18 protein-coding genes and 2 pseudogenes are annotated in these 21521 nt (G+C 63.2%); 1 reads left to right on the forward strand and 19 read right to left on the reverse strand.

Annotation, left to right across the window (positions count from 1 at the left end; translation table 11 throughout):
- Nucleotides 1–6: 6 nt before the first annotated feature.
- Both secDF and yajC read right to left on the reverse strand, forming a co-directional pair.
- Nucleotides 7–2571, reverse strand: coding sequence for a protein translocase subunit SecDF (gene secDF, locus GRZ55_RS12270; protein ID WP_169287214.1), 2565 nt, complete (start codon nucleotides 2569–2571; stop codon nucleotides 7–9).
- Between the two features lie 153 nt (nucleotides 2572–2724).
- Nucleotides 2725–3054, reverse strand: a pseudogene (yajC, locus tag GRZ55_RS12275) (preprotein translocase subunit YajC); the annotation flags it as partial.
- Between the two features lie 167 nt (nucleotides 3055–3221).
- On the opposite strand from yajC, the gene GRZ55_RS12280 reads away from it, so the two are divergent.
- Nucleotides 3222–4109: an ATP-binding protein gene (locus GRZ55_RS12280; RefSeq protein WP_169287216.1), complete on the forward strand. Its 888-nt coding sequence runs from the start codon at nucleotides 3222–3224 to the stop codon at nucleotides 4107–4109.
- Here GRZ55_RS12280 and GRZ55_RS12285 read toward each other — a convergent pair whose 3' ends face one another.
- The 17 genes and pseudogenes from GRZ55_RS12285 to GRZ55_RS12365 all read right to left on the reverse strand — a co-directional run bounded on the left by GRZ55_RS12285 (nucleotide 4110) and on the right by GRZ55_RS12365 (nucleotide 21514).
- Nucleotides 4110–4376 carry a DUF1467 family protein gene (locus tag GRZ55_RS12285; protein WP_169287324.1) on the reverse strand — a complete coding sequence of 89 codons (267 nt, stop codon included), beginning with the start codon at nucleotides 4374–4376 and terminating at the stop codon, nucleotides 4110–4112.
- A gap of 18 nt (nucleotides 4377–4394) precedes the next feature.
- Nucleotides 4395–4799 (reverse strand): methylmalonyl-CoA epimerase, encoded by a 405-nt coding sequence (mce, locus tag GRZ55_RS12290; protein ID WP_169287217.1) that lies wholly within the window; start codon nucleotides 4797–4799, stop codon nucleotides 4395–4397.
- 13 nt (nucleotides 4800–4812) lie between these two features.
- Nucleotides 4813–6480 (reverse strand): ribonuclease J, encoded by a 1668-nt coding sequence (locus tag GRZ55_RS12295; protein ID WP_169287218.1) that lies wholly within the window; start codon nucleotides 6478–6480, stop codon nucleotides 4813–4815.
- Nucleotides 6481–6494: 14 nt separating this feature from the next.
- Nucleotides 6495–7328, reverse strand: coding sequence for a biotin--[acetyl-CoA-carboxylase] ligase (locus tag GRZ55_RS12300; RefSeq protein WP_169287219.1), 834 nt, complete (start codon nucleotides 7326–7328; stop codon nucleotides 6495–6497).
- Between the two features lie 9 nt (nucleotides 7329–7337).
- Nucleotides 7338–8777 (reverse strand): NADH-quinone oxidoreductase subunit NuoN, encoded by a 1440-nt coding sequence (gene nuoN, locus GRZ55_RS12305; RefSeq protein WP_169287220.1) that lies wholly within the window; start codon nucleotides 8775–8777, stop codon nucleotides 7338–7340.
- 10 nt (nucleotides 8778–8787) lie between these two features.
- The gene (locus GRZ55_RS12310) at nucleotides 8788–10296 is read right to left on the reverse strand and encodes an NADH-quinone oxidoreductase subunit M (protein WP_169287221.1); all 1509 of its coding nucleotides are present in this window, start codon (nucleotides 10294–10296) and stop codon (nucleotides 8788–8790) included.
- 3 nt (nucleotides 10297–10299) lie between these two features.
- The gene (gene nuoL / locus GRZ55_RS12315; RefSeq protein WP_169287222.1) at nucleotides 10300–12288 is read right to left on the reverse strand and encodes an NADH-quinone oxidoreductase subunit L; all 1989 of its coding nucleotides are present in this window, start codon (nucleotides 12286–12288) and stop codon (nucleotides 10300–10302) included.
- A gap of 9 nt (nucleotides 12289–12297) precedes the next feature.
- Nucleotides 12298–12606, reverse strand: coding sequence for an NADH-quinone oxidoreductase subunit NuoK (gene nuoK / locus GRZ55_RS12320; RefSeq protein ID WP_169287325.1), 309 nt, complete (start codon nucleotides 12604–12606; stop codon nucleotides 12298–12300).
- A 5-nt stretch (nucleotides 12607–12611) separates the two neighbouring features.
- Nucleotides 12612–13232, reverse strand: coding sequence for an NADH-quinone oxidoreductase subunit J (locus GRZ55_RS12325; RefSeq protein ID WP_169287223.1), 621 nt, complete (start codon nucleotides 13230–13232; stop codon nucleotides 12612–12614).
- Nucleotides 13233–13387: 155 nt separating this feature from the next.
- Complete coding sequence (nuoI, locus tag GRZ55_RS12330) at nucleotides 13388–13879, reverse strand: NADH-quinone oxidoreductase subunit NuoI (RefSeq protein ID WP_169287224.1); 492 nt, start codon at nucleotides 13877–13879, stop codon at nucleotides 13388–13390.
- Nucleotides 13880–13881: 2 nt separating this feature from the next.
- Nucleotides 13882–14073: a hypothetical protein gene (locus GRZ55_RS12335; RefSeq protein WP_169287225.1), complete on the reverse strand. Its 192-nt coding sequence runs from the start codon at nucleotides 14071–14073 to the stop codon at nucleotides 13882–13884.
- Nucleotides 14070–15119 (reverse strand): NADH-quinone oxidoreductase subunit NuoH, encoded by a 1050-nt coding sequence (nuoH, locus tag GRZ55_RS12340; protein ID WP_169287226.1) that lies wholly within the window; start codon nucleotides 15117–15119, stop codon nucleotides 14070–14072. The genes GRZ55_RS12335 and nuoH overlap by 4 nt, the downstream gene beginning before the upstream one ends.
- Before the next feature lie 17 nt (nucleotides 15120–15136).
- Nucleotides 15137–17221: an NADH-quinone oxidoreductase subunit NuoG gene (nuoG, locus tag GRZ55_RS12345; protein WP_169287227.1), complete on the reverse strand. Its 2085-nt coding sequence runs from the start codon at nucleotides 17219–17221 to the stop codon at nucleotides 15137–15139.
- 54 nt (nucleotides 17222–17275) lie between these two features.
- Nucleotides 17276–17986 carry an NADH-ubiquinone dehydrogenase gene (locus tag GRZ55_RS12350; RefSeq protein ID WP_169287228.1) on the reverse strand — a complete coding sequence of 237 codons (711 nt, stop codon included), beginning with the start codon at nucleotides 17984–17986 and terminating at the stop codon, nucleotides 17276–17278.
- Nucleotides 17987–18074: 88 nt separating this feature from the next.
- Nucleotides 18075–19379 carry an NADH-quinone oxidoreductase subunit NuoF gene (gene nuoF, locus GRZ55_RS12355; protein ID WP_169287229.1) on the reverse strand — a complete coding sequence of 435 codons (1305 nt, stop codon included), beginning with the start codon at nucleotides 19377–19379 and terminating at the stop codon, nucleotides 18075–18077.
- Nucleotides 19380–19522: 143 nt separating this feature from the next.
- Nucleotides 19523–20323, reverse strand: a pseudogene (gene nuoE, locus GRZ55_RS12360) (NADH-quinone oxidoreductase subunit NuoE); the annotation flags it as partial.
- Nucleotides 20324–21514, reverse strand: a complete 1191-nt coding sequence (locus GRZ55_RS12365) for an NADH-quinone oxidoreductase subunit D (protein WP_169287231.1) — start codon at nucleotides 21512–21514, stop codon at nucleotides 20324–20326. It lies immediately after the preceding pseudogene.
- Between the last annotated feature and the right edge of the window lie 7 nt (nucleotides 21515–21521).

Here is a 21521-nt window from a genome sequence, read left to right on the forward strand (position 1 = left end):
CCTGCCTCAAGCCTTCGAGGCTTGTGCGGGCACCTGGTCGGCGTCGGCGGCCGCTTTTTCCTTGTCCTCGCCCAGCGCGCCGGGGCGCAGGTTGAAGAGGATCAGCAGCGGGCCTGCGACATAGATCGACGAATAGGTGCCGATCACGATGCCGAAGATCATCGCGAGCGTGAAGGAAGCGATCACCTCGCCGCCGAACATGTAGAGCGCCGTCAGGGCAAGCAGCGTCGTCACGCCGGTCAGGATGGTGCGCGACAGCGTCTGATTGATCGTCAGATCGATCAGCGTATCGATGGGCATCTTCTTGAATTTCCGAAGATTCTCGCGAACGCGGTCATAGACGACGACCGTGTCGTTGATCGAATAGCCGACAACTGTCAGCACCGCCGCGATACTGGCGAGATTGAACTCCAGGCCAAGGACGACATAAAAGCCGATCACGAGCACCACGTCGTGCAAGGTGGCGATCACGGCACCGACGGCAAACTGCCACTCGAACCGCAGCCAGATATAGACCAGCATCGCCAGAAGCGCGGCGATGACGGCCATCGTTCCCGCACGTGCCAGTTCCGCCGAGATCGTGGGTCCCACCACCTCGACGCGCCGGAAGTCGTAATCGGCTTCGAGCGTCGTGCGAACCTGCTGGATCACCTGCTGTTCCGTGGCTTCGTCGCCCTGCGCGCCGATGCGGATGAGGAGCTCACGCGGCGTGCCGAATTCCTGAACCTGCACCTCACCCAGATTGAGATCGGTCAGGCGTCCGCGCACATCGGCCACGTCGGCCTGCTGACCGCGCGCCTGGACCTCCATCATCGAACCGCCGCGGAAATCGATGCCGAGATTCATGTTCATGGTGAAGAAGAGCACGACCGCCAGAGCCGCCAGGAACGATGACAGCGAGAACGACCATTTGCGTGCCCACATGAAGCGGAACTTGGTCACCTCGGGGATGAACTTGACCATCCCGCGCGGCAGTTCCTTCGGCTTGGTGCGCCGGAGCCAGAATGCGATCAACCAGCGCGTCACCAGGAAGGCGGTGAAGACGGTGGTGATGATGCCGATGGCGAGCGTGACGGCAAAGCCGCGGATCGGACCGGAGCCCAGATAGAACATGATCGCGGCGACAATGAAGGTCGTGACGTTGGCATCCACGATCGTCGACACCGCATTGCGGAAACCGGAATCAAGCGACTGGATGAGCGAACGCCCCTGGGCCCTCTCCTCGCGCACGCGTTCGAAGATGATGATGTTGGAATCGACCGCCATGCCCATCGTGAGAACGATGCCCGCGATGCCCGGAAGCGTCAGGGTTGCGCCGAGACCCGACAGGATCGCGACGATCATCGCCATATTGGCGATCAGCGCGATATTGGCGATCAGGCCCAACGTGCCATAGGTGAAGATCATGAAGCCGAGCACCAGAACGGCGGCGATCATCGCCGCGATCTGGCCCGCGGCCACGGAATCCGCGCCCAGGCTCGGCCCGACCGTGCGTTCCTCGATGATGTTGAGGTCGGCGGGAAGCGCGCCCGCACGCAGCAGCACGGCAAGGTCGTTGGCCGACTGAACCGTGAAATTGCCGGAAATCTGGCCCGTGCCGCCCAGAATCGGCTCGCGAATCTGCGGTGCCGAAATCACCTGGTTGTCGAGGATGATGGCGAAGAGGCGTCCCACATTCTGCTGGGTCGCCTGGCCGAAGCGCGTGGCACCCTGGCTGTCGAAGCGGAACGAGACGACAGGTTCGTTGGTGCGCTGGTCGAAGGTTGCCTGCGCGTCGACGAGGTTCTCGCCCGAAACGATGGCACGGTTTTCGATCAGGTAGGGAACGGCAGGCTCGTCGACGGAGTAAAGCACCCTGGTGCCGGGAGGCGGCCGCGAATCGATGGCTTCCTGAACCGGGACCGACTGGTCGACCATCTGGAAGGTCAGCTGGGCGGTCTGCCCGATGATCTCCTTCAGGCGCTCGGGGTCGTCGAGGCCCGGCACCTGGACCAGAATGCGCTCGGATCCCTGGCGCTGGATGATCGGCTCGGTGGTGCCGAGCTCGTTGACGCGGCGGCCGACCACCTCGATCGACTGGGAAAGAGCCGTGTTGATGCGGTAGTCGATGCCTTCCGCGGTCAATGTGAACCGGAAGAGGCCAGGCTCGGGCTCGGCCATCGCCAGTTCGGTCACCACCCCGGTGCCGAAGACACCGGATGTCACCGGCTCCGTCAGCGCCCCAAGCGCCTCGCGAGCCTGGACGATCGCCTCTTCGTCGCGGACGCGGACCTGAACCGTGCTGCCGCTCTCGGCAAGGCCGGTATAGCCGATTCGCGCGTCACGCAGCGTGACGCGAACCTCGTCGCGCGCCGAATCCAGCCGGTCCTCGATGAGTTGCGCGCGGTCGATCTCGAGCAGGATGTGCGAACCGCCCTGCAGATCGAGGCCAAGGGTCATCTGCCGCTTGGGCATCCAGTCGGGAAGAGCTGCAAGGGTCGACTGGTTGATCAGATTCGGCGCCGCAAACACGATGCCGATCAGGACGGCCAACCAGATGGTCACGGACTTCCAAGGCGAAAAATAGAGCATGATGTCTCGTCTGTCAGGAGGACCCGCCGGCCACGGCCGCGGGTCGCTCCGCTACCAAGTCCGCCGCGATTGCGTTTATTTCTTGGCGGCGGGCTTGGAAGTCGTCTTCGTGGCGCGGCGAGCGGCCGGCTTGGCAGCGGGCTTGGCTTCCGTCTGGGTGTTCTCGTTGGCCGCGGGGTCGCCCTTGACGCGCACGTCGGCGATCATGCCGCGCACCGCGGTGACCTTGTTGCCGCCGCCCAGGTCGATCTCAAGCTCATTATCGTCGATGACCCGCGTCACCTTGCCGACCAGACCGCCGCCCGTCACCACCGTGTCGCCCCGGCGGATGGCCGCGATCATCTCCTGACGACGCTTCATCTGCTGGCGCTGGGGACGGATGAGCAGGAAATACATGATCACGAAGATCAGGATGAAGGGCAGCAGGCTGATGAATACTTCCGAGCCACCGCCGGTCTGTGCGTATGCGGGCGTAACGAACATCGAAAACTCCTGGAAAAGGGGCAAATAAAGACGGCGATGGCCGCTGAGCCAAAGTTTGGCGGAATATAAGCAGTTGGGCCCTCAATGCAACCGCGTTCGGGCCGCTTTCCGCCCGTATTCCCGCGTGCTAGAGCCCTCAACCGCACCATGGTCTGGAGAAATCGCCGATGCAGGACCCCACCGCCCTCGAAGTGCTCAACGTCAAGCTCGACCGGTTGATCGACGTCGTCTCCCGGCTCGCGCCCGCTGCGGCGCCTCTCAGCGATCTCGCGGCGGAAGACTGCTTTGTATGGACGCCCGAGACCGGCCATCTGGCACCTGTGCCACGGGTCAACCGCGTGGCACTCGACCTGATCCGCGGCATCGACCGGGTGCGCGACATCCTTCTCGACAACACCAGACGCTTTTCCGAGGGCCTGCCCGCCAACAACGCGCTGCTGTGGGGTGCGCGCGGGATGGGCAAGTCGAGTCTGGTCAAGGCCGCCCACGCGGCGGTCAACCGGGATCCAGAGCGAACCGCATCGCCGCTGAAGCTGGTGGAGATCCACCGCGAGGACATCAATACCCTGCCCGCGCTGCTGGCGATCCTCAAGGCATCGCCGTTCCGCTTCATCCTTTTCTGCGACGACCTTTCATTCGACCAGGACGACACCTCCTACAAGTCGCTGAAGGCGGCGCTGGAGGGCGGCGTCGAGGGGCGTCCGGACAATGTGATCTTCTACGCCACGTCCAACCGACGCCATCTGCTGCCGCGCGACATGATCGAAAACGAGCGATCCACCGCGATCAATCCATCCGAGGCCGTGGAGGAGAAGGTTTCGCTCTCGGACAGGTTCGGGCTCTGGCTCGGCTTCCACAAATGCTCCCAGGACGAATATCTGGAGATCGTGCAGGGATATGCCCGTCACAACGGCCTGGAGGTTGATCCCGAGGAGCTGCGCCGCGACGCGCTGGAATGGGCGACGACACGTGGAAGCCGGTCGGGACGCGTGGCCTGGCAGTTCGTCCAGGACCTGGCCGGCCGCCTCGGAAGGCCGCTGTCAGCCGGCGACTGATCAGTCGAATGTCGGAATGATACGCGGCAGATCGTCGAAGCTGTAGCCAGCGCCGAGAATCCCGAAGAAGACGGCGGTGATGACCACGCTCACCAGGGTCGTCACCAGCAGGGAACGGCCCATGCGATGAAGGCTAGGCGCACTTTCCGTCGTACCCAGCGTCACTTCCTGATTCTCGGATTGCGTGCGCACCCCGAACGGCAGGACTGCGAACAGCACCACCCACCAGATGACGAAAAAAATCGCGAACATCGAAAAGGCGTCCATCATGGCGGGAAAATCTCCTCAGACCTGTTCCAGTTCGACAAGCGTGCCGGCGAAATCCTTCGGATGAAGGAACAGCACTGGCTTGCCATGGGCGCCGATGCGGGGCTTTCCGTCACCCAGGATGCGAGCGCCCTGCCCTACCAGACGCTCGGCGGCTTCCTCGATGTCGGCCACTTCGTAGCAGACATGGTGCATGCCACCCGACGGGTTCTTGGCCAGGAAGGCGGCGATGGGCGAGTTCTCGCCGAGCGGCTCCAGCAGTTCGACCTTGGTGTTGTCGAGCTCGACGAAGACAACCGTCACGCCGTGTTCCGGCAGCTCCTGGGGCTGTGAGACCCGGGCGGCAAGCGTGTCGCGATAGACTGCCGTGGCAGATTCCAGGTCAGGCACGGCGATCGCAACGTGGTTGAGGCGACCGAGCATGGCGTTCTCCCGCTCAGGTGACGAAAACCGTCACGATGGGCTTCTTGCCCCAGGCCTCGTTGGCGGAAGAGCGCACGGCACGACGTACGGCCTCCGAGACGAGGTCCAGATCCTTTCGCCTGACACGGGGGATGCTTTCAATCGCGCCGATTGCCGCATCAAGCATCAGCTCCTCGATATTCTCGCCCCTCTGATCCGCCTTGGGCAGTCCGATCGCGACAATGTCGGGATCGCCGTCGATCTGATAGCGATCATCGAGCACGACATTGACCGCAACATGGCCGGCGAAGGACAGGCGGCGCCGGTCGCGCACGCCCACCGCTTCTTCCGTGCCGATGATGCGGCCATCCTTGAAGATGCGACCGTAGGGAACTCGATCGATGATGCCCGGATCGCCCGGGGCAATTCGCAGGAGGTCGCCGTTGCGGACCTGAATGGGCCGCGCGATGCCGGACTGGCGCGCCAGTTCGGCCTGGCCGGCCAGATGCGCCGCCTCGCCGTGAACAGGAACGAGGATGTGCGGGCGGACCCACTCATACATCTGCTTCAGCTCGATGCGGCGCGGATGGCCCGAGACGTGAATGAGCGCGTCAGTGTCCTCGATCACCTTGATCTCGCGATCGATCAACTGGTTCTTGATCTCGAGGATGGCCTTCTCGTTGCCGGGGATGACACGCGAGGAGAACACCACCGTGTCGCCCGTCGCCAGCGCGACGTTACGCATCTCGTCGCGGGCGAGCTTGGCGAGCGCTGCCCTGTCCTCGCCCTGGCTTCCAGTGCACAGGACAACGACATTTTCGCGCGGGACGTAGCCATAATCCTCTTCCGACAGGAAGGGTGGCAGATCCTCCATGTAGCCGAGCTCCTCGGCCACGGAGATGACCCGATGCATGGAACGGCCAAGGACCAGAACCTGCCGGCCCGCGTCGCGCGCTGCCTCGGCAATGGAACGGATGCGCCCCACATTGGAGGAAAATGTGGTGACGACGACCCGATGCTTGGCTGCCTCGATGACCTCTTGCAGGCCGCGGCTGACGGCCTTCTCGGACGGCGATTCACCTTCGCGCAGCGCGTTGGTGGAATCGCACATCATCGCCAGCACGCCCTCGTCGCCCAGCGCACGGAACCGCGCCTCGTCGGTAAGCGGGCCGATCTCGGGTTCGGGATCGAGCTTCCAGTCGCCGGTGTGAAGCAGGGTTCCGAGCGGGGTCCGGATGGCCAGCGACACCGGCTCGGGAATGGAGTGGGTGACGGCGATCGCCTCGATGTCGAAAGGCCCGACTTTGAAGCGCTGGCCTGCCTCGTAGATGTTGACCGGCACTTTCGCCGCGCCGGCTTCACCCTCGCGCTTGGAAGCCAGCATACCCGCGGCAAAAGGCGTCATCCACACCGGCACCTTCAGGCGCGGCCAGAGATCCAGCAGCGCGCCGTAATGGTCCTCGTGAGCGTGAGTGATAACAATTCCGGCCAGATTCTCCAGTTGTTCCTCGATAAAGCGGATATCGGGCAGGACGAGGTCAACGCCCGGGAGCGTCAGGTCAGGAAAGGTCACGCCGCAATCGACGATCATCCACTGTCGCTTGGCCGCAGGGCCAAAGCCGTAAAGGGCAAAATTCATCCCGATCTCGCCCACCCCGCCTAGGGGACAGAAGACCAGCTCGGCATTGTCCTTGGACACCATGTATTCTCACTCTCTCAATTGTTGGCGACGGTTGCGACTGTCCCGAAATGGACGTCGCCGGCCGCGATCGTCTCGGTCGAACCATCCTCGGTCCGGATCACGAAACGGCATTGTTCGTCGATGGTCTCGAAGGTCCCCCTGAGGATGCGTTCCCCAAGATTGACCGAGACGGGTGTCCCTGTGCCTGCCGCACTCTCCAGCCAGCGCCTGCGAATCTCCATCAGCCCGGAAGGCTGCTCCCAGGCATCGTAGGCGACGACCCAGGCATCCGAAAGAGCCAGGAACAGATCGGCCGCGGTGCCGCTGGAACCCAGTGCCCGAAGCGACGTCGCGGGATAGGGCAATCCCTCCGGGTGGCTGACCACGTTGACGCCGATCCCGATGGCAAGCGCCAGGCTGCCATCCGCCCTGAAGCGCGTCTCCAGCAGGATGCCGGAGATCTTTCCTCCGTCAAAAAGCAGATCGTTCGGCCATTTGACGACGAGGCGCCCGCGCCCCGAAGCGAGGTCCGCACCATCCGGCGCGGTCCGCACTCTCGATTCGTTCGGCAAAACGGCACGCAGCGCCTCCGTCAGCGCCACACCCGCCACGAAGCCGAGAGTCGCCGCGCGCGCCGGATCTGCAGGCATCACCAGCAGAAGCGTTGCAGCGAGATTTCCCGAACCGTCCTGCCAGGGACGACCGCGACGTCCGCGACCGCTCGTCTGGTTGTCTGTCACGAACCAGACCGGGCCAACGACGCCCGCCGCCGCCTGCTCCAGCGCTTCCGCATTGGTGGAACCCACCGCATCGAAGACCCTGAGAGCGTACCCCTTCTGTATGGCGCCGGGCGCGAGCGTGAAACCCATCACGCCGCGTCAGAAGAAGGACAGGGCCGCCGCCTCGGCGACCGCCGCGATCGGACCGCCCACCAGCACGTAAAAGAGCACGAAGATGCCGGACGCTCCAAGAACAAGGCGCAACTCGCCGGCCATCGGCTCGAAGGCGGCCACCGGCTTGTCGAACCACATGATCTTGATGATACGAAGATAGTAGTAGGCGCCAACCACCGACGCGAGCACGCCGATGATGGCAAGCGCATAGAGTTCGGCGTTGATTGCCGCGAGGAAGACGTACCACTTGCCCCAGAAGCCAGCCAGGGGCGGAATGCCGGCCAGCGAGAACATCATGATCGTCATCAGCGTGGCCATCATCGGGCTGGTTTCCGACAGTCCCGCCAGATCCTCGATCTGCTCGACATTACCCTCGCGTCGGCGCATTGCCAGAATGACGGCAAAGGTGCCGAGCGTCATGGCCAGATAGATCAGCATGTAGATGACGACGCCACGCACGCCTTCCGCAGTCCCGGCCGACAGGCCGACCAGCGCGAAGCCCATATGGGCGATCGAGGAATAGGCCATCAGACGCTTGATGTTGGTCTGGCCGATGGCCGCGAAGGCGCCGAGCAGCATCGAGGCGATCGAGATGAAGACGACGATCTGCTGCCAATCGGGCGTGATCGGTTCGAAGGCACCGACCGTCACACGAACCAGAAGCGCCATGGCGGCAAGCTTGGGAGCGGCCGCGAAAAAGGCCGTCACCGGGGTGGGCGCACCTTCGTAGACATCGGGCGTCCACATATGGAATGGCACTGCCGATATCTTGAAAGCCAGACCTGCCATCAGGAAGACGAGGCCGAAAACCAGACCCAGCTGGCGCTCGCCGCCGGTCAGGGCCGCAGCGATGGCCTCGAAATTGGTGTTGCCGGTGTAACCGTAGATGAGGCTGATGCCGTAGAGCATCATGCCCGAGGAGAGCGCGCCGAGGATGAAGTATTTGAGGCCCGCCTCGGTCGAGCGGACATTGTCGCGGTTGAAGGCTGCGACCACATAGAGCGACAGGGACGACAGTTCCAGCCCCAGATAGAGCGAGATCATGTCGTTGGCCGAGACCATCAGCAACATGCCCAGCGTAGCAAGCACGATCAGCACGGGATATTCGAACTTGTCGAACTTCTCGGCCTTGGCGAACCCGACCGACATGACGAGCGTCACCACCGAGCCGATCAGCACCAGCAGCTTGAACAGGCGCGCGAAATCGTCGTTGACGAAAGCGCCTCCGAAAGCCTGACCGTCACCCGACAGGAACAGCACCCAGCCCCCGACGCCGATAAGCACGGCCACCGAAAGGCCAGTCACCGTGGTGTTCGCCCGCCTGCCCGAGAAGACGCCGATCATCAGCAGCGCCATCGCGGCGACCGCCATGATGATCTCCGGCGCGGCGAGGACGATGCTGGAATTGAGTTCTGCCGTCGTCATGGACCAGACCCTATTGCTGCGCGGCGGCGCTCTGGGCGCCTTCCAGCGACAGCGTCACGTTGTTGACAAGCGCGTCCACCGAGGCCGCCGTCACGTCGAAGACGGGCGCGGGATAGACACCGAAGAGGATGACGAGAAGAACCAGCGGATAGATGATGGCCTTCTCGCGCGTGTTGAGATCGGCCAGACCCTTCAGCCCGTCCTTGACCAGCGGCCCGAACACCACGCGCCGGTAGAGCCAGAGCGCATAGGCCGCCGAAAGAACCACACCCGTGGTGGCGACGAGGGCAAACCAGGTATTGACCTGGAAAACCGCCACGAGGGTCAGGAACTCGCCCACGAAGCCGGAAGTGCCCGGCAGGCCGACATTGGCCATCGTGAAGATCAGGAACACGACCGCGTAGATCGGCATGTTGTTGACGAGGCCACCGAACGCCGAAATCTCGCGCGTGTGCATCCTGTCGTAGATGACGCCGACGCAGAGGAACAGCGCGCCCGAGATCAGGCCATGGCTCAGCATCTGGAAGATGCCGCCCTGGATGCCTTCCGGGTTCATCGCGAAGATGCCCATCGTCACGAAGCCCATATGGGCGACGGAGGAATAGGCGATCAGCTTCTTGATGTCCTCCTGCATGAGGGCGACGAGCGAGGTGTAGACGATCGCGATCACCGACAGCGTGAAGATCAGCGGCTGGAAGTAGAGCGAGGCATCCGGAAACATCGGGATCGAGAAGCGCAGGAAGCCGTAGCCGCCCATCTTCAGCAGGATCGCGGCCAGGATGACCGAACCGGCCGTCGGGGCCTCGACATGGGCGTCCGGCAGCCAGGTGTGGACCGGCCACATCGGCATCTTCACGGCGAAGGACGCGAAGAAGGCAAGCCACAGCCATTGCTGCATGCCGGCAGGAAATTCGTGCGTCAGCAGCGTCGGAATGTCGGTCGTGCCGGCCTGCCAGAACATCGCCATCATGGCGAGCAGCATCAGCACGGAACCGAGCAGCGTGTAGAGGAAGAACTTGAACGAGGCGTAGACCCGTCGCTTGCCGCCCCACACCCCGATGATGATGAACATCGGAATGAGGCTCGCCTCGAAGAAGACGTAGAAGAGCACGAGATCGAGGGCGCAGAAGACGCCGATCATCAGCGTTTCCAGGATCAGAAACGCGATCATGTACTCCTTGACGCGGCTCTGGATCGAGGTCCAGCTGGCCAGCACGCACAGCGGCATGAGGAACGTCGTCAGGATGACGAACAGCATCGAAATGCCGTCCACGCCCATGTGGTAGTTGATGCCGGAATCAAGCCACGGCACGTTCTCCACGAACTGGAAACCGGCGTAATTGTTATCGAATCCGATCCAGATGAAGAGCGACAGAACGAAGGTGAAGGCGGTCGTCAGCAACGCGACATTGCGGATATTGCGGCGCGCGGCTTCCCCTTCGTCCCGGATCAGCATGATCAGGAACGCGCCGACGAGCGGCAGGAACGTGACCGTGGAGAGAATGGGCCAGTCGGTCATGGTCTAGAAGAATCCCCCGAGCATCATCCAGGTCACGAGCCCGGCAACGCCGATAAGCATCGCGAATGCGTAGTGGTAAAGATATCCCGTCTGCAGCTTGACGATGCGGTTGGTCACGTCGAGCACTCGGGCCGACACGCCATCCGGGCCAAATCCGTCGATCGCCCAGCCATCGCCCTTCTTCCAGAGGAAACGGCCGAGCCGCATCGTCGGACGCACGAACAGGAAGTCGTAGAGTTCGTCGAAATACCACTTGTTAAGAAGGAAGGCGTAGAGCCCGCGGTGCTGCTTGGCGAGCGCCCGCGGCCGGTCGGGCCTGCGAATGTAGAACTCATAGGCGACCAGAAAGCCCACGACCATCGCGGCAAAGGGCGATGCCGCCACCCAGACCGGCACATAGTGGAACTCGTGCAGGATGTTGTTGTCCGGCAGCGTGAACAGCGCGCCCTGCCAGAAGCCATCATAATGATGACCGACGAAATACTCCTTGAAGACAAAGCCTGCAAACAGCGAGCCGACGGCAAGGATGTAAAGCGGCACCAGCATGACGGGCGGCGATTCATGCACGTGGTGCATGACGTCCGCGGACGCGCGCGGCTTGCCGTGAAAGGTCATGAAGATCAACCGCCAGGAATAGAAGCTGGTGAAAACGGCGGCGACAACCAGCAGGACGAAGGCGAAAGTGGCCATGGCACTGTTGGCGGCAAATGCGCCCTCCACGATCGCGTCCTTGGAGAAGAAGCCGGCCGTGCCGATCACGGTCAGGGGGATGCCCACGCCGGTGAGCGCGATCGTACCGATGATCATCATCCAGTAGGTCTTTGGGATAAGCCGTCTCAGCCCTCCCATGCGGCGCATGTCCTGTTCGTCGGAGACCGCGTGGATGACCGATCCCGCGCCGAGGAAGAGCAGCGCCTTGAAAAAGGCATGGGTGAAGAGATGGAAGATTGCCGCTCCATAGAAACCAGTGCCCAGCGCAACGAACATGTAGCCCAGCTGCGAGCACGTCGAATAGGCGATGACGCGTTTGATGTCGTTCTGCACCAGGCCGACCGTCGCGGCGAAGAAGGCGGTGATGGCGCCGACGAAGATGACGACCATCAGGGCGGTCGACGAGAGTTCGAAGATCGGCGACAGACGGGCCAGCATGAAGACGCCGGCCGTCACCATCGTTGCGGCGTGGATCAGCGCCGAGACTGGCGTCGGGCCTTCCATGGCGTCGGGCAGCCACGTGTGCAGCGGGACCTGCGCCGACTTGCCCATCGCCCCGAGGAGCAGCAGCAGACAGATCGTGGTCATCGCGCCCGAATTGTCGAGCGCCATGCCGAGGAAATTCATGACGACGTCGCCTGTGTCGCCATTGGCAAAGTTCTGCACCATGGCGCCCGCTTCGGCGAAGATGACGTCGAACTGCACCGAGCCGAACATCACATAGACGCCAAAGATGCCGAGCGCGAAGCCGAAATCGCCGACACGGTTGACGATGAAGGCCTTCATGGCGGCGGCATTGGCCGATGGTTTCTTGTACCAGAACCCGATCAGCAGATAGGAGGCCAGACCGACGCCTTCCCAGCCGAAGAAGAGCTGGACGAGATTGTCGGACGTCACCAGCATCAGCATGGCGAAGGTGAAGAGCGACAGATAGGCGAAGAAGCGTGGCCGATGCGGGTCGTGGTGCATGTAGCCGATCGAATAGATGTGCACCAGGGCGGAGACGGTGTTGACCACCACCAGCATCACCACCGTCAGCGTATCGATCCGCAAGGCCCAGGCGGCCGACAGATCGCCCGAATCGATGAAGCGCATCACCGGCACGGTGAAGGATCCTCCGCCCCCCATCGCGACGCTGAAGAAGGCGATCCAGGACAGGACGGCGACAATCACCATCAGGCCCGAAGTGACGTATTCCGATGCCTTGGCGCCGATCGAACGGCCAAAGAGGCCCGCGATCAGGAAGCCCAGAAGGGGCAGGAAGACAATGGCGTGGTACATGGCTGTCCCCTAGCCCTTCATCATGTTGACGTCCTCGACCGCGATCGAACCGCGGTTGCGGAAGAAGACGACGAGTATGGCAAGTCCGATGGCGGCTTCGGCCGCCGCAACCGTCAGGACGAACAGGGCGAAGACCTGCCCGACCATGTCGCCGAGCTGGGCCGAGAAGGCCACGAAGTTCAGGTTCACCGCGAGCAGGATCAGTTCGATCGACATGAGGATGACGATCACGTTGCGGCGATTCAGGAAGATGCCGAACACGCCGATGGTGAACAGAAGCGCGGAGACTGTGAGATAATGCGAAATGCCGACGACCAGCATGATCAGAGCCCCTTGCCCGTTTCGACCTTGCGGACCTCAATGGCCGTTTCCGGCGAACGCGCAACCTGCGCGGCGATGTCCTGGCGCTTGACACCTTCCTTGTGACGAAGGGTGAGCACGATGGCGCCGATCATGGCAACCAGCAGGATCAGGCCCGCAATCTGGAAGAAGTAGATGTAGTCCGTGTAGAGAATATCGCCGAGGGCCTGGGTGTTCTGGCGCTCGAGCGGCGAAGGTGTCGGCCGCGAAATCTCGACGGCGAGCTCCGGCGAGAAGGTGTAGCCGCCCAGAACCACGATCAGCTCGGCCGCCAGGATGATGCCCACCAGCGCGCCGACCGGCGCGTATTGAAGCGCACCGCGCTTGAGGCCCGCGAAGTCCACGTCGAGCATCATGACCACGAACAGGAACAGTACCGCCACGGCACCGACATAAACGACGATCAGAATCAGCGCGAGGAACTCGGCACCCGTCATCAAGAAGAGGGCGGCGGCATTGAAGAAGGTCAGGATCAGATACAACACCGAATGCACGGGATTGCGCGATGCAATCACCATGAACGCGGCTCCAACCGCGACAAAGGCGAACAGATAGAAGAAGATCGCCTCTAGTCCTGTCAGCATGGGTTCCCCCGGTTTGCCTTGGCAGCGGCGCGGCGCGCCCTGCCTCCTGCGATCGCTGCGCCTGCCTGTGGCGCGCGCGGTCGCGTGTCTCTTAGACGAGCCGTTCCGGCCCGTCCACACTCATTAGCGCCCCCCTCGGGAGGCCGTGAAATGCCCTAGCGGTAGGGCGAGTCCATCTCCAGATTGCGGGCCAGCTCGCGCTCCCAGCGGTCGCCATTGGCCAGCAACTTGTCCTTGTCGTAGTAGAGCTCCTCGCGCGTCTCCGTCGCGAATTCGAAATTGGGGCCCTCGACGATGGCGTCGACCGGACAGGCTTCCTGGCAGAAGCCGCAATAGATGCACTTCACCATGTCGATGTCGTAGCGCACCGTGCGCCGCGTGCCGTCGTTGCGACGCGGGCCGGCCTCGATGGTGATCGCCTGCGCGGGGCAGATCGCCTCGCACAGCTTGCAGGCGATGCAGCGTTCCTCACCGTTGGGGTAACGACGCAACGCATGCTCACCGCGGAAACGTGGGCTGATCGGCCCCTTTTCGTGAGGATAGTTGACCGTATATTTCGGCGCGAAGAACTGCCGCATCGACAGCCCGATCGCCTTGACGAACTCGATCAGCAGCAGCGACTTCGCGGCCTGTGCCAGAGCAGACATCGTCATTCTCCAAATGCGTAGTGGCCGATGAGCCAGCCGGCCACCGGAAGCAGGAACAGCTGGCTGAACCCGGCCAGGTTCAGGACCTTCTTCGTATCCGCCAGCGAGACGCGGCTTGCCAGGAGACGCAGAAGGACGAGGTCGACAATTGCGACCACCAACCCGATCAGCGCTCCGATCACGCCAGCACTCATGCGACCAGCAGCTCCCAAAGCTTGAGGACCGTTGCGGTTGCCACGACCATGAACAGCGACAGCGGCAGGAACACCTTCCAGCCCAGACGCATCAGCTGGTCGTAGCGGAAACGCGGCACGAACGACTTCACGAGGGCGAACATGAAGAACACCATGACGACCTTGAAGACGAACCAGAACACGCCCGGCAGCCAGTTGAACGGCGCGATGTCGACCGGCGGCAGCCAGCCACCCAGGAAGAGGATGGTCGTCAGCGCGCACATCAGCACGATGGCAACGTACTCGCCCAGGAAGAACAGCAGGAACGGCGTCGAGGAATATTCGATCATGTGACCCGCGACGAGTTCCGATTCGGCCTCGACCAGATCGAAAGGTGGACGGTTCGTCTCGGCCAGCGCCGAGATGAAGAACACGATGAACATCGGGAACAGCGCCAGCCAGTGCCAGTCGAGGAAGGACGATGGCAGGCCGAGCCAGGTGCCGATGCCCACCTCCTGGGCCAGCACGATGTGCGTCAGGTTGAGCGAGCCGACGGCCAAGAGCACCGTCACGATGACGAAGCCGATCGAGACCTCGTAGGACACCATCTGCGCCGCCGAGCGCAACGCGCCCAGGAACGGATATTTGGAGTTCGAGGCCCAGCCACCCATCAGCACGCCGTAGACCTCGAGCGAGGCGATGGCGAAGATGAAGAGAATCCCGACATTGATATCGGCGATAACCCAACCATAGTCGACCGGGATCACGGCCCAGGTCGCCATGGCCAGAACCGCGGCGACAAGGGGCGCGAGCAGGAAGACGCCCTTGTTGGCACCGGACGGGATGACCGGCTCCTTGAAGACGAACTTGAGCAGATCGGCGAAGGACTGCAGCAGCCCCCACGGGCCGACGACATTGGGACCGCGGCGCAGCTGGACGGCCGCCCAGACCTTGCGGTCCGCGTAAAGCAGGAACGCGATCAGGACCAGCAGGACCACCAGAAGCAGCACAGACTGCAGCAGGATCAGGAGCCCGGGCCAGACATATATGGAGAAGAAGGAATCCATCGTTTCTTGCCTGTCCCCTACTCGGCCGCCTGCTTGAACCCGCCCCGCGCGAGCGCTGAACATTCGGCCATGATGGCCGAGGCCCGTGCGATCGGGTTCGTCAGATAGAAGTCTTTCACCGGCGATGCAAACGAAGCCTTGCCGATTTTCCCGGCCTTCGTCCCGAGCACCGCCACATGCGAGGCTTCGCCAGCCTCGATCTGGTCGACCCGCGCCAGATGCGGGTACTGTCCATAGAGTTCGGCCCGCAACTGCTGGAGCGAATCGAAGGGCAGTTTGTGACCCAGCACGTCAGACAGCGCGCGCAGGATCGCCCAGTCCTCACGGGCATCGCCCGGCGCAAAGCCCGCGCGATTGGTCATCTGGACGCGACCCTCGGTATTCACATAGGTACCGGATTTTTCCGTGTAGGTCGCGCCGGGCAGGATGACGTCCGCGCGGTGCGCGCCGGAATCGCCATGCGTGCCCACGTAGATCGCGAAGGCATCCGCGCCTACGGCGTCCATGTCGATCTCGTCGGCACCGAGCAGGAAGAGCACGTCGAGACCGCCCATCATTGCCGCAACGTTCTTGCCGCCCTCGCCCGGCACGAAACCGATATCGAGGCCGCCCACGCGGGCGGCAGCGGTGTGAAGCACGCCGAAACCGTTCCAGTCTGCGGTGACTGCCTTGCAGGCCTGCGCGATGCTGGCGGCAAGCGCCAGTATGGCCGCGCCGTCGGGACGCGCGATAGCGCCCTGCCCGACGATGATCATCGGCCGCTTGGCCTTCTTGAGCACGGACAGGAACTTGTGACCGCCTTCCGCAAGGTCCTTCAGCGTCTCGGGACCGGCACCCAGCATCTCCGCGTCGTAACGCAGATCGCCGACCTCGCCGATCACGCCAACGGGGAAGCCGCCCATACGCCAGCGCTTGCGGATGCGCGCATTGAGGACGGAGGCCTCGAAGCGCGGGTTGGCGCCGATGATGAGAAGCGCGTCGGCCTCTTCGATGCCTTCGATGGTGGGGTTGAAGATGTAACTTGCACGGCCCATCGCAGGGTCGAGCGCCGTCCCATCCTGCCGGCAGTCGATATTGGCCGACCCCAGCGAGCCCATGAGCTGCTTGAGGGCGAACATCTCCTCAACGCTGGCGAGATCGCCGGCGATGGCGCCGATACGGTCGGCACCGGCCTTGGACACGGAAGTGCGGATTGCCTCGAAGGCTTCCGACCAGGTCGCCGGAACAAGCTTGCCCTGACGTCGGACATAGGGGCGGTCGAGGCGCTGGGTGCGCAGCCCATCCCAGACGAAGCGCGTCTTGTCGGAGATCCACTCCTCGTTCACCGCGTCATTGATGCGCGGCAGGATGCGCATGACCTCGCGGCCGCGCGTATCGACCCGGATCGCCGAGCCGACCGCATCCATGACGTCGATCGATTCGGTCTTGGTCAGTTCCCACGGCCGCGCCTGGAAGGCGTAGGGCTTCGAGGTCAGCGCGCCGACCGGGCACAGATCAATGACGTTGCCCTGAAGCTCCGACGTCATCGCCTGTTCGAGATAGGTGGTGATCTCCATGTCCTCGCCGCGCCCGGTGGCGCCGAGTTCGGAGATGCCGGCCACCTCGGTCGTGAAGCGTACGCAGCGCGTGCAATGGATGCAGCGCGTCATGATCGTCTTGACGAGCGGCCCGATATATTTGTCTTCCACCGCGCGCTTGTTCTCGTGGAAGCGCGAGGCGTCCACGCCATAGGCCATGGCCTGGTCCTGCAGGTCGCACTCGCCGCCCTGATCGCAGATCGGGCAATCGAGCGGATGGTTGATGAGCAGGAACTCCATCACGCCTTCGCGCGCCTTGCGCACCATTGGTGTGTTCGTGAAGATCTCGGGGGCTTCGCCGTTCGGACCGGGACGCAGGTCCCGCACGCCCATGGCGCAGGAAGCAGCCGGCTTGGGCGGTCCGCCCTTCACCTCTACCAGGCACATGCGGCAATTGCCGGCGATCGACAAGCGCTCGTGGAAGCAGAAGCGCGGCACTTCCGCGCCTGCTTCTTCCGCCGCCTGAAGCAGCGTGTAGTGATCGGGTACTTCGATCTCGTTGCCGTCGACCTTGAGTATCGCCATCTCAGTCCAATCCCAGCGGCCCCAGCCGCAATCTTGCCGGCTGCAACAGCCGGATTATTCTGCGCTTGCCAGCTTGCGTGCCTGGCCTGTCCAGTCGTCCCGCCCGATGCGGCCGGCAAAACCCAGTTCCTCGTCGAGCCAGGCGATCTCGCCCTCGGCCAGTTCGGCGATCTGGGCATAAGTCCATATGCCGAGCTTGTTGAGCACCTGCTCCAGCTTCGGGCCGACGCCAGAAATTGCTTTCAGGTCATCGACGGCATCCGGCTTTGCCAGGGCCCTGGGCCTGGAGGGGCCGGAAGCCTTGGCAGTCGCCTCTGGCTTCGCGGCAGCCTTTGCCGATTTCCTGGCCGTGGCGGCCGCCTTGCGCGTGGCGTCTTCGGCGATCTTGCGCGCGCTGGCGGCATTCTCGGCGCTCGCACGTTCGGCTTCAACCGCCGCATTGCGCATCATCTTGTCGGCCTGACTGCTGACCCCGTCAGACGCGACGAGTTCGAGGCGCGGCTTGCCGCCGGCGGCCTTGGGCGCGGCAGCCGGCCTGTCGCTCTCGGAGGCGGGCTCAAGAATCTGGCGAGAAGCCTCGGCAACTCCCGCGACCGTGCCCATCCACAAGCCGAAGGCGTGGCTGGCGACACCGAAGCCGATCGCCGACATGGCCGCCGCGCCCGCCATCGGATGGATGAACAGGTTCAACGCGCCGCCGAATTCCTTCGGCAGCATGGCCTCGTAAGCTCTCGCCATCTCGTCGATCGCGCTGGTGTCTTTCATTCTGGTCCTGGGCATGGTCGATTTCGGCATCAGATGCTCCTGTGCTGGTCGGTTCCTGCCCCTCCCCTTCGTTTCCTTGGCGCTTCTTCTATTCGGCGGCAACCAGCGCCGGCTCGGCCCGGTGCGAATTGCGCGTGAACTCGTCGATGCGACGCTCGATCTCCGGTCGGAAATGCCGGATCAGGCCCTGGATCGGCCAGGCCGCGGCATCGCCAAGCGCGCAGATCGTGTGGCCCTCCACCTGCTTGGTGACCTCGAGCAGCATGTCGATCTCGCGCTTCTGCGCCTCTCCGCGCACCAGACGCTCCATCACGCGCCACATCCAGCCGGTACCTTCGCGGCAGGGCGTGCACTGGCCGCAGCTCTCATGCTTGTAGAAATAGGAAAGCCGCGCGATCGCCTTAACGATGTCGGTCGACTTGTCCATCACGATCACGGCTGCCGTGCCAAGGCCCGACTTGAGGTCGCGAAGCGCGTCGAAGTCCATTGGTGCGTCGATGATCTCGTGCGCTGGAACGAGCGGCACCGACGACCCGCCCGGAATGACTGCAAGAAGATTGTCCCAGCCGCCGCGGACCCCGCCGCAATGACGTTCGATCAGCTCGCGGAAGGAAATCGACATCGCCTCCTCCACCGTGCAGGGGGTGTTCACATGCCCCGAGATGCAGAACAGCTTGGTGCCGACATTGTTGGGCCTCCCGAAGGAAGAAAACCAGCCCGCGCCGCGGCGCAGAATGGTCGGCGCGACGGCGATCGATTCCACGTTGTTGACGGTCGTCGGGCAGCCATAAAGGCCGACATTGGCCGGGAATGGCGGCTTCAGGCGCGGCTGACCCTTCTTGCCCTCCAGGCTCTCAAGCAGCGCGGTTTCCTCGCCGCAGATATAGGCGCCGGCACCATGGTGGACGAAGACGTCGAAATCCCAGCCATTCTTGTTGTTCTTGCCCAGCAACCCGGCATCGTAGCATTCATCGATCGCGGCCTGCAGCGCCTCGCGCTCACGAATAAACTCGCCGCGCACATAGATGTAGGCGGTGTGCGCGTTCATCGCGAAACCGGCGATCAGGCAGCCCTCGACCAGCGTATGCGGGTCGTGACGCATGATCTCGCGGTCCTTGCAGGTGCCAGGCTCCGATTCGTCGGCATTGACGACCAGATAATGCGGCCGCTCGCCCACTTCCTTGGGCATGAAGGACCATTTGAGGCCGGTGGGGAAGCCCGCGCCGCCACGGCCGCGCAGGCCCGAATCCTTCATCTCCTGAATGATCCAGTCGCGGCCTTTCTCGATCATCCCCTTGGTGCCATCCCAGTGGCCGCGGCGCATCGCGCCGGCCAGAGAACGGTCGAACTGGCCGTAGATGTTGGTGAAGATGCGGTCCTTGTCCTCAAGCATCACGCGGCTCCGCCTTTGTCTTTCTTGCCGGACTTGCCCTTCGGTGCCGCCGAAGCGCCCGCCTTGCCGTCGGGATGCTTGCGCGGCCTGGCCTCGCCCTCAACCGTGGGTTCGGTCAGATCTGCTGCGGCTTCATCGTCGGCCGGCGCCGATACGCTGGCCGCCTTCTCGCCGTTCCGGGACGCCTTCTCGGGCGATGGCGACTTCACGCCGGGTGCCGTCTCCATCGCGAATGTCTTCGGCTTCGCCGCCCGCGAAGGCGGCATGGAGGTGCCTTCCTTCTGCGGCGCCGCGGCTACGCGCTCGCTGGCGTGGTGCTTGCCGGTGACGATTGCTTCGTCCGTGAGGCTCGTCAAGCCGGTGGCCGGCGCGGAATAGACCCTGTCGATCTGGGGACCCGGCTTGACGGAATCGCCCTTGCCAGCCTCGAACGCGTCGATGATCTCGTCCAGCCGTTCCGGCGTCAGATCCTCATAGGCGTCCTTGAAGATCATCACCATGGGCGCGTTCACGCAGGCACCCTGGCACTCGACCTCTTCCCAGGACAGCGTCCCGGATCCGTTCGTGTGGAAGGGCTCCGGATGGATTTTCTTCTTGCAAAGGTCGATCAGTTCCTCCGACCCGCGCAACATGCACGGCGTGGTGCCGCAGACCTGGATATGAGCGCGGGTGCCGACGGGCGCCAACTGGAACTGGGTGTAGAATGTCGCCACTTCCAATGCACGAATATAGGGCATGCCTATCATGTCGGCGACATGCTCGATGGCCGACTTGGTGACCCATCCTTCCTGCTCCTGCGCGCGCATGAGCAGCGGAATCACGGCGGAATGCTCGCGCCCCTGCGGGTATTTCTTGATTGCCTGCTTGGCCCAGGCGGCGTTGGCACGATTGAACGCGAAGCCTTCGGGCTGGACACTGGCGTCTGCGAGACGGCGGACACTCATCTAGCGATCGACCTCTCCAAAAACGATATCGAGCGATCCGAGGATCGCGGCGACGTCGGCCAGCAAATGGCCGCGACTGATGAAATCCATGGCCTGCAGATGGGCAAAGCCCGGTGCACGCAGCTTGCAGCGATAGGGCTTGTTGGTGCCGTCCGACACGAGATAGACGCCGAATTCGCCCTTGGGCGCCTCTACCGCCGCATAAACCTCGCCCTCGGGCACGCGATAGCCCTCGGTGTAGAGCTTGAAATGATGGATCAGCGCTTCCATCGAGCGCTTCATGGCGGCGCGCTTGGGCGGGACGACCTTGCCGTCGATCGCGGAAACGGGCCCGGTCTTCTGGGCGCCCAGCAGACGATCCACGCATTGGCGGATGATCTTCGCCGACTGGCGCATCTCTTCCATCCGGATGAGATAGCGGTCGTAGCAGTCGCCATTCTTGCCGATGGGGATGTCGAACTCCATCTGGTCATAACACTCGTAGGGCTGCGACTTGCGCAGATCCCAGGCAGCGCCAGAGCCGCGCACCATCACGCCCGAGAAACCCCAGGCCCAGGCATCGTCCAGCGTGACGACGCCGATGTCGACATTGCGCTGCTTGAAGATGCGGTTGTGGGTCAGAAGGTTGTCGAGATCATCGAGCGTCTTGAGAAAGGGATCGATCCACTTGCCGATGTCCTCGACCAGCCTGTCGGGAATGTCCTGGTGTACGCCGCCGGGGCGGAAATAGGCCGCATGCATGCGCGCGCCGGATGCCCGCTCGTAGAACACCATCAGCTTCTCGCGCTCCTCGAAACCCCACAAAGGCGGGGTGAGCGCGCCGACGTCCAGCGCCTGCGTGGTGATGTTGAGAAGGTGATTGAGAACGCGGCCGATCTCCGAGTAGAGCACCCGGATGACCTGCCCGCGAATCGGCACCTCGATGCCCATCAGCCGTTCCACCGCCAGCGCGAAGGCGTGCTCCTGATTCATCGGCGCGACATAATCGAGCCGGTCGAAATAAGGCACGGCCTGCAGGTAGGTCTTGTGCTCGATGAGCTTTTCGGTCCCGCGATGCAGGAGGCCGATATGCGGATCAACGCGTTCGACCACCTCGCCGTCCAGTTCCAGCACGAGGCGCAGCACGCCGTGCGCGGCCGGATGCTGCGGACCGAAATTGATGTTGAAGTTGCGGACGTTAAGCTCGGCCATATGCCCT

The sequence above is a fragment of the Chelativorans sp. ZYF759 genome, assembly GCF_012911015.1.
GTDB lineage: Bacteria > Pseudomonadota > Alphaproteobacteria > Rhizobiales > Rhizobiaceae > ZYF759.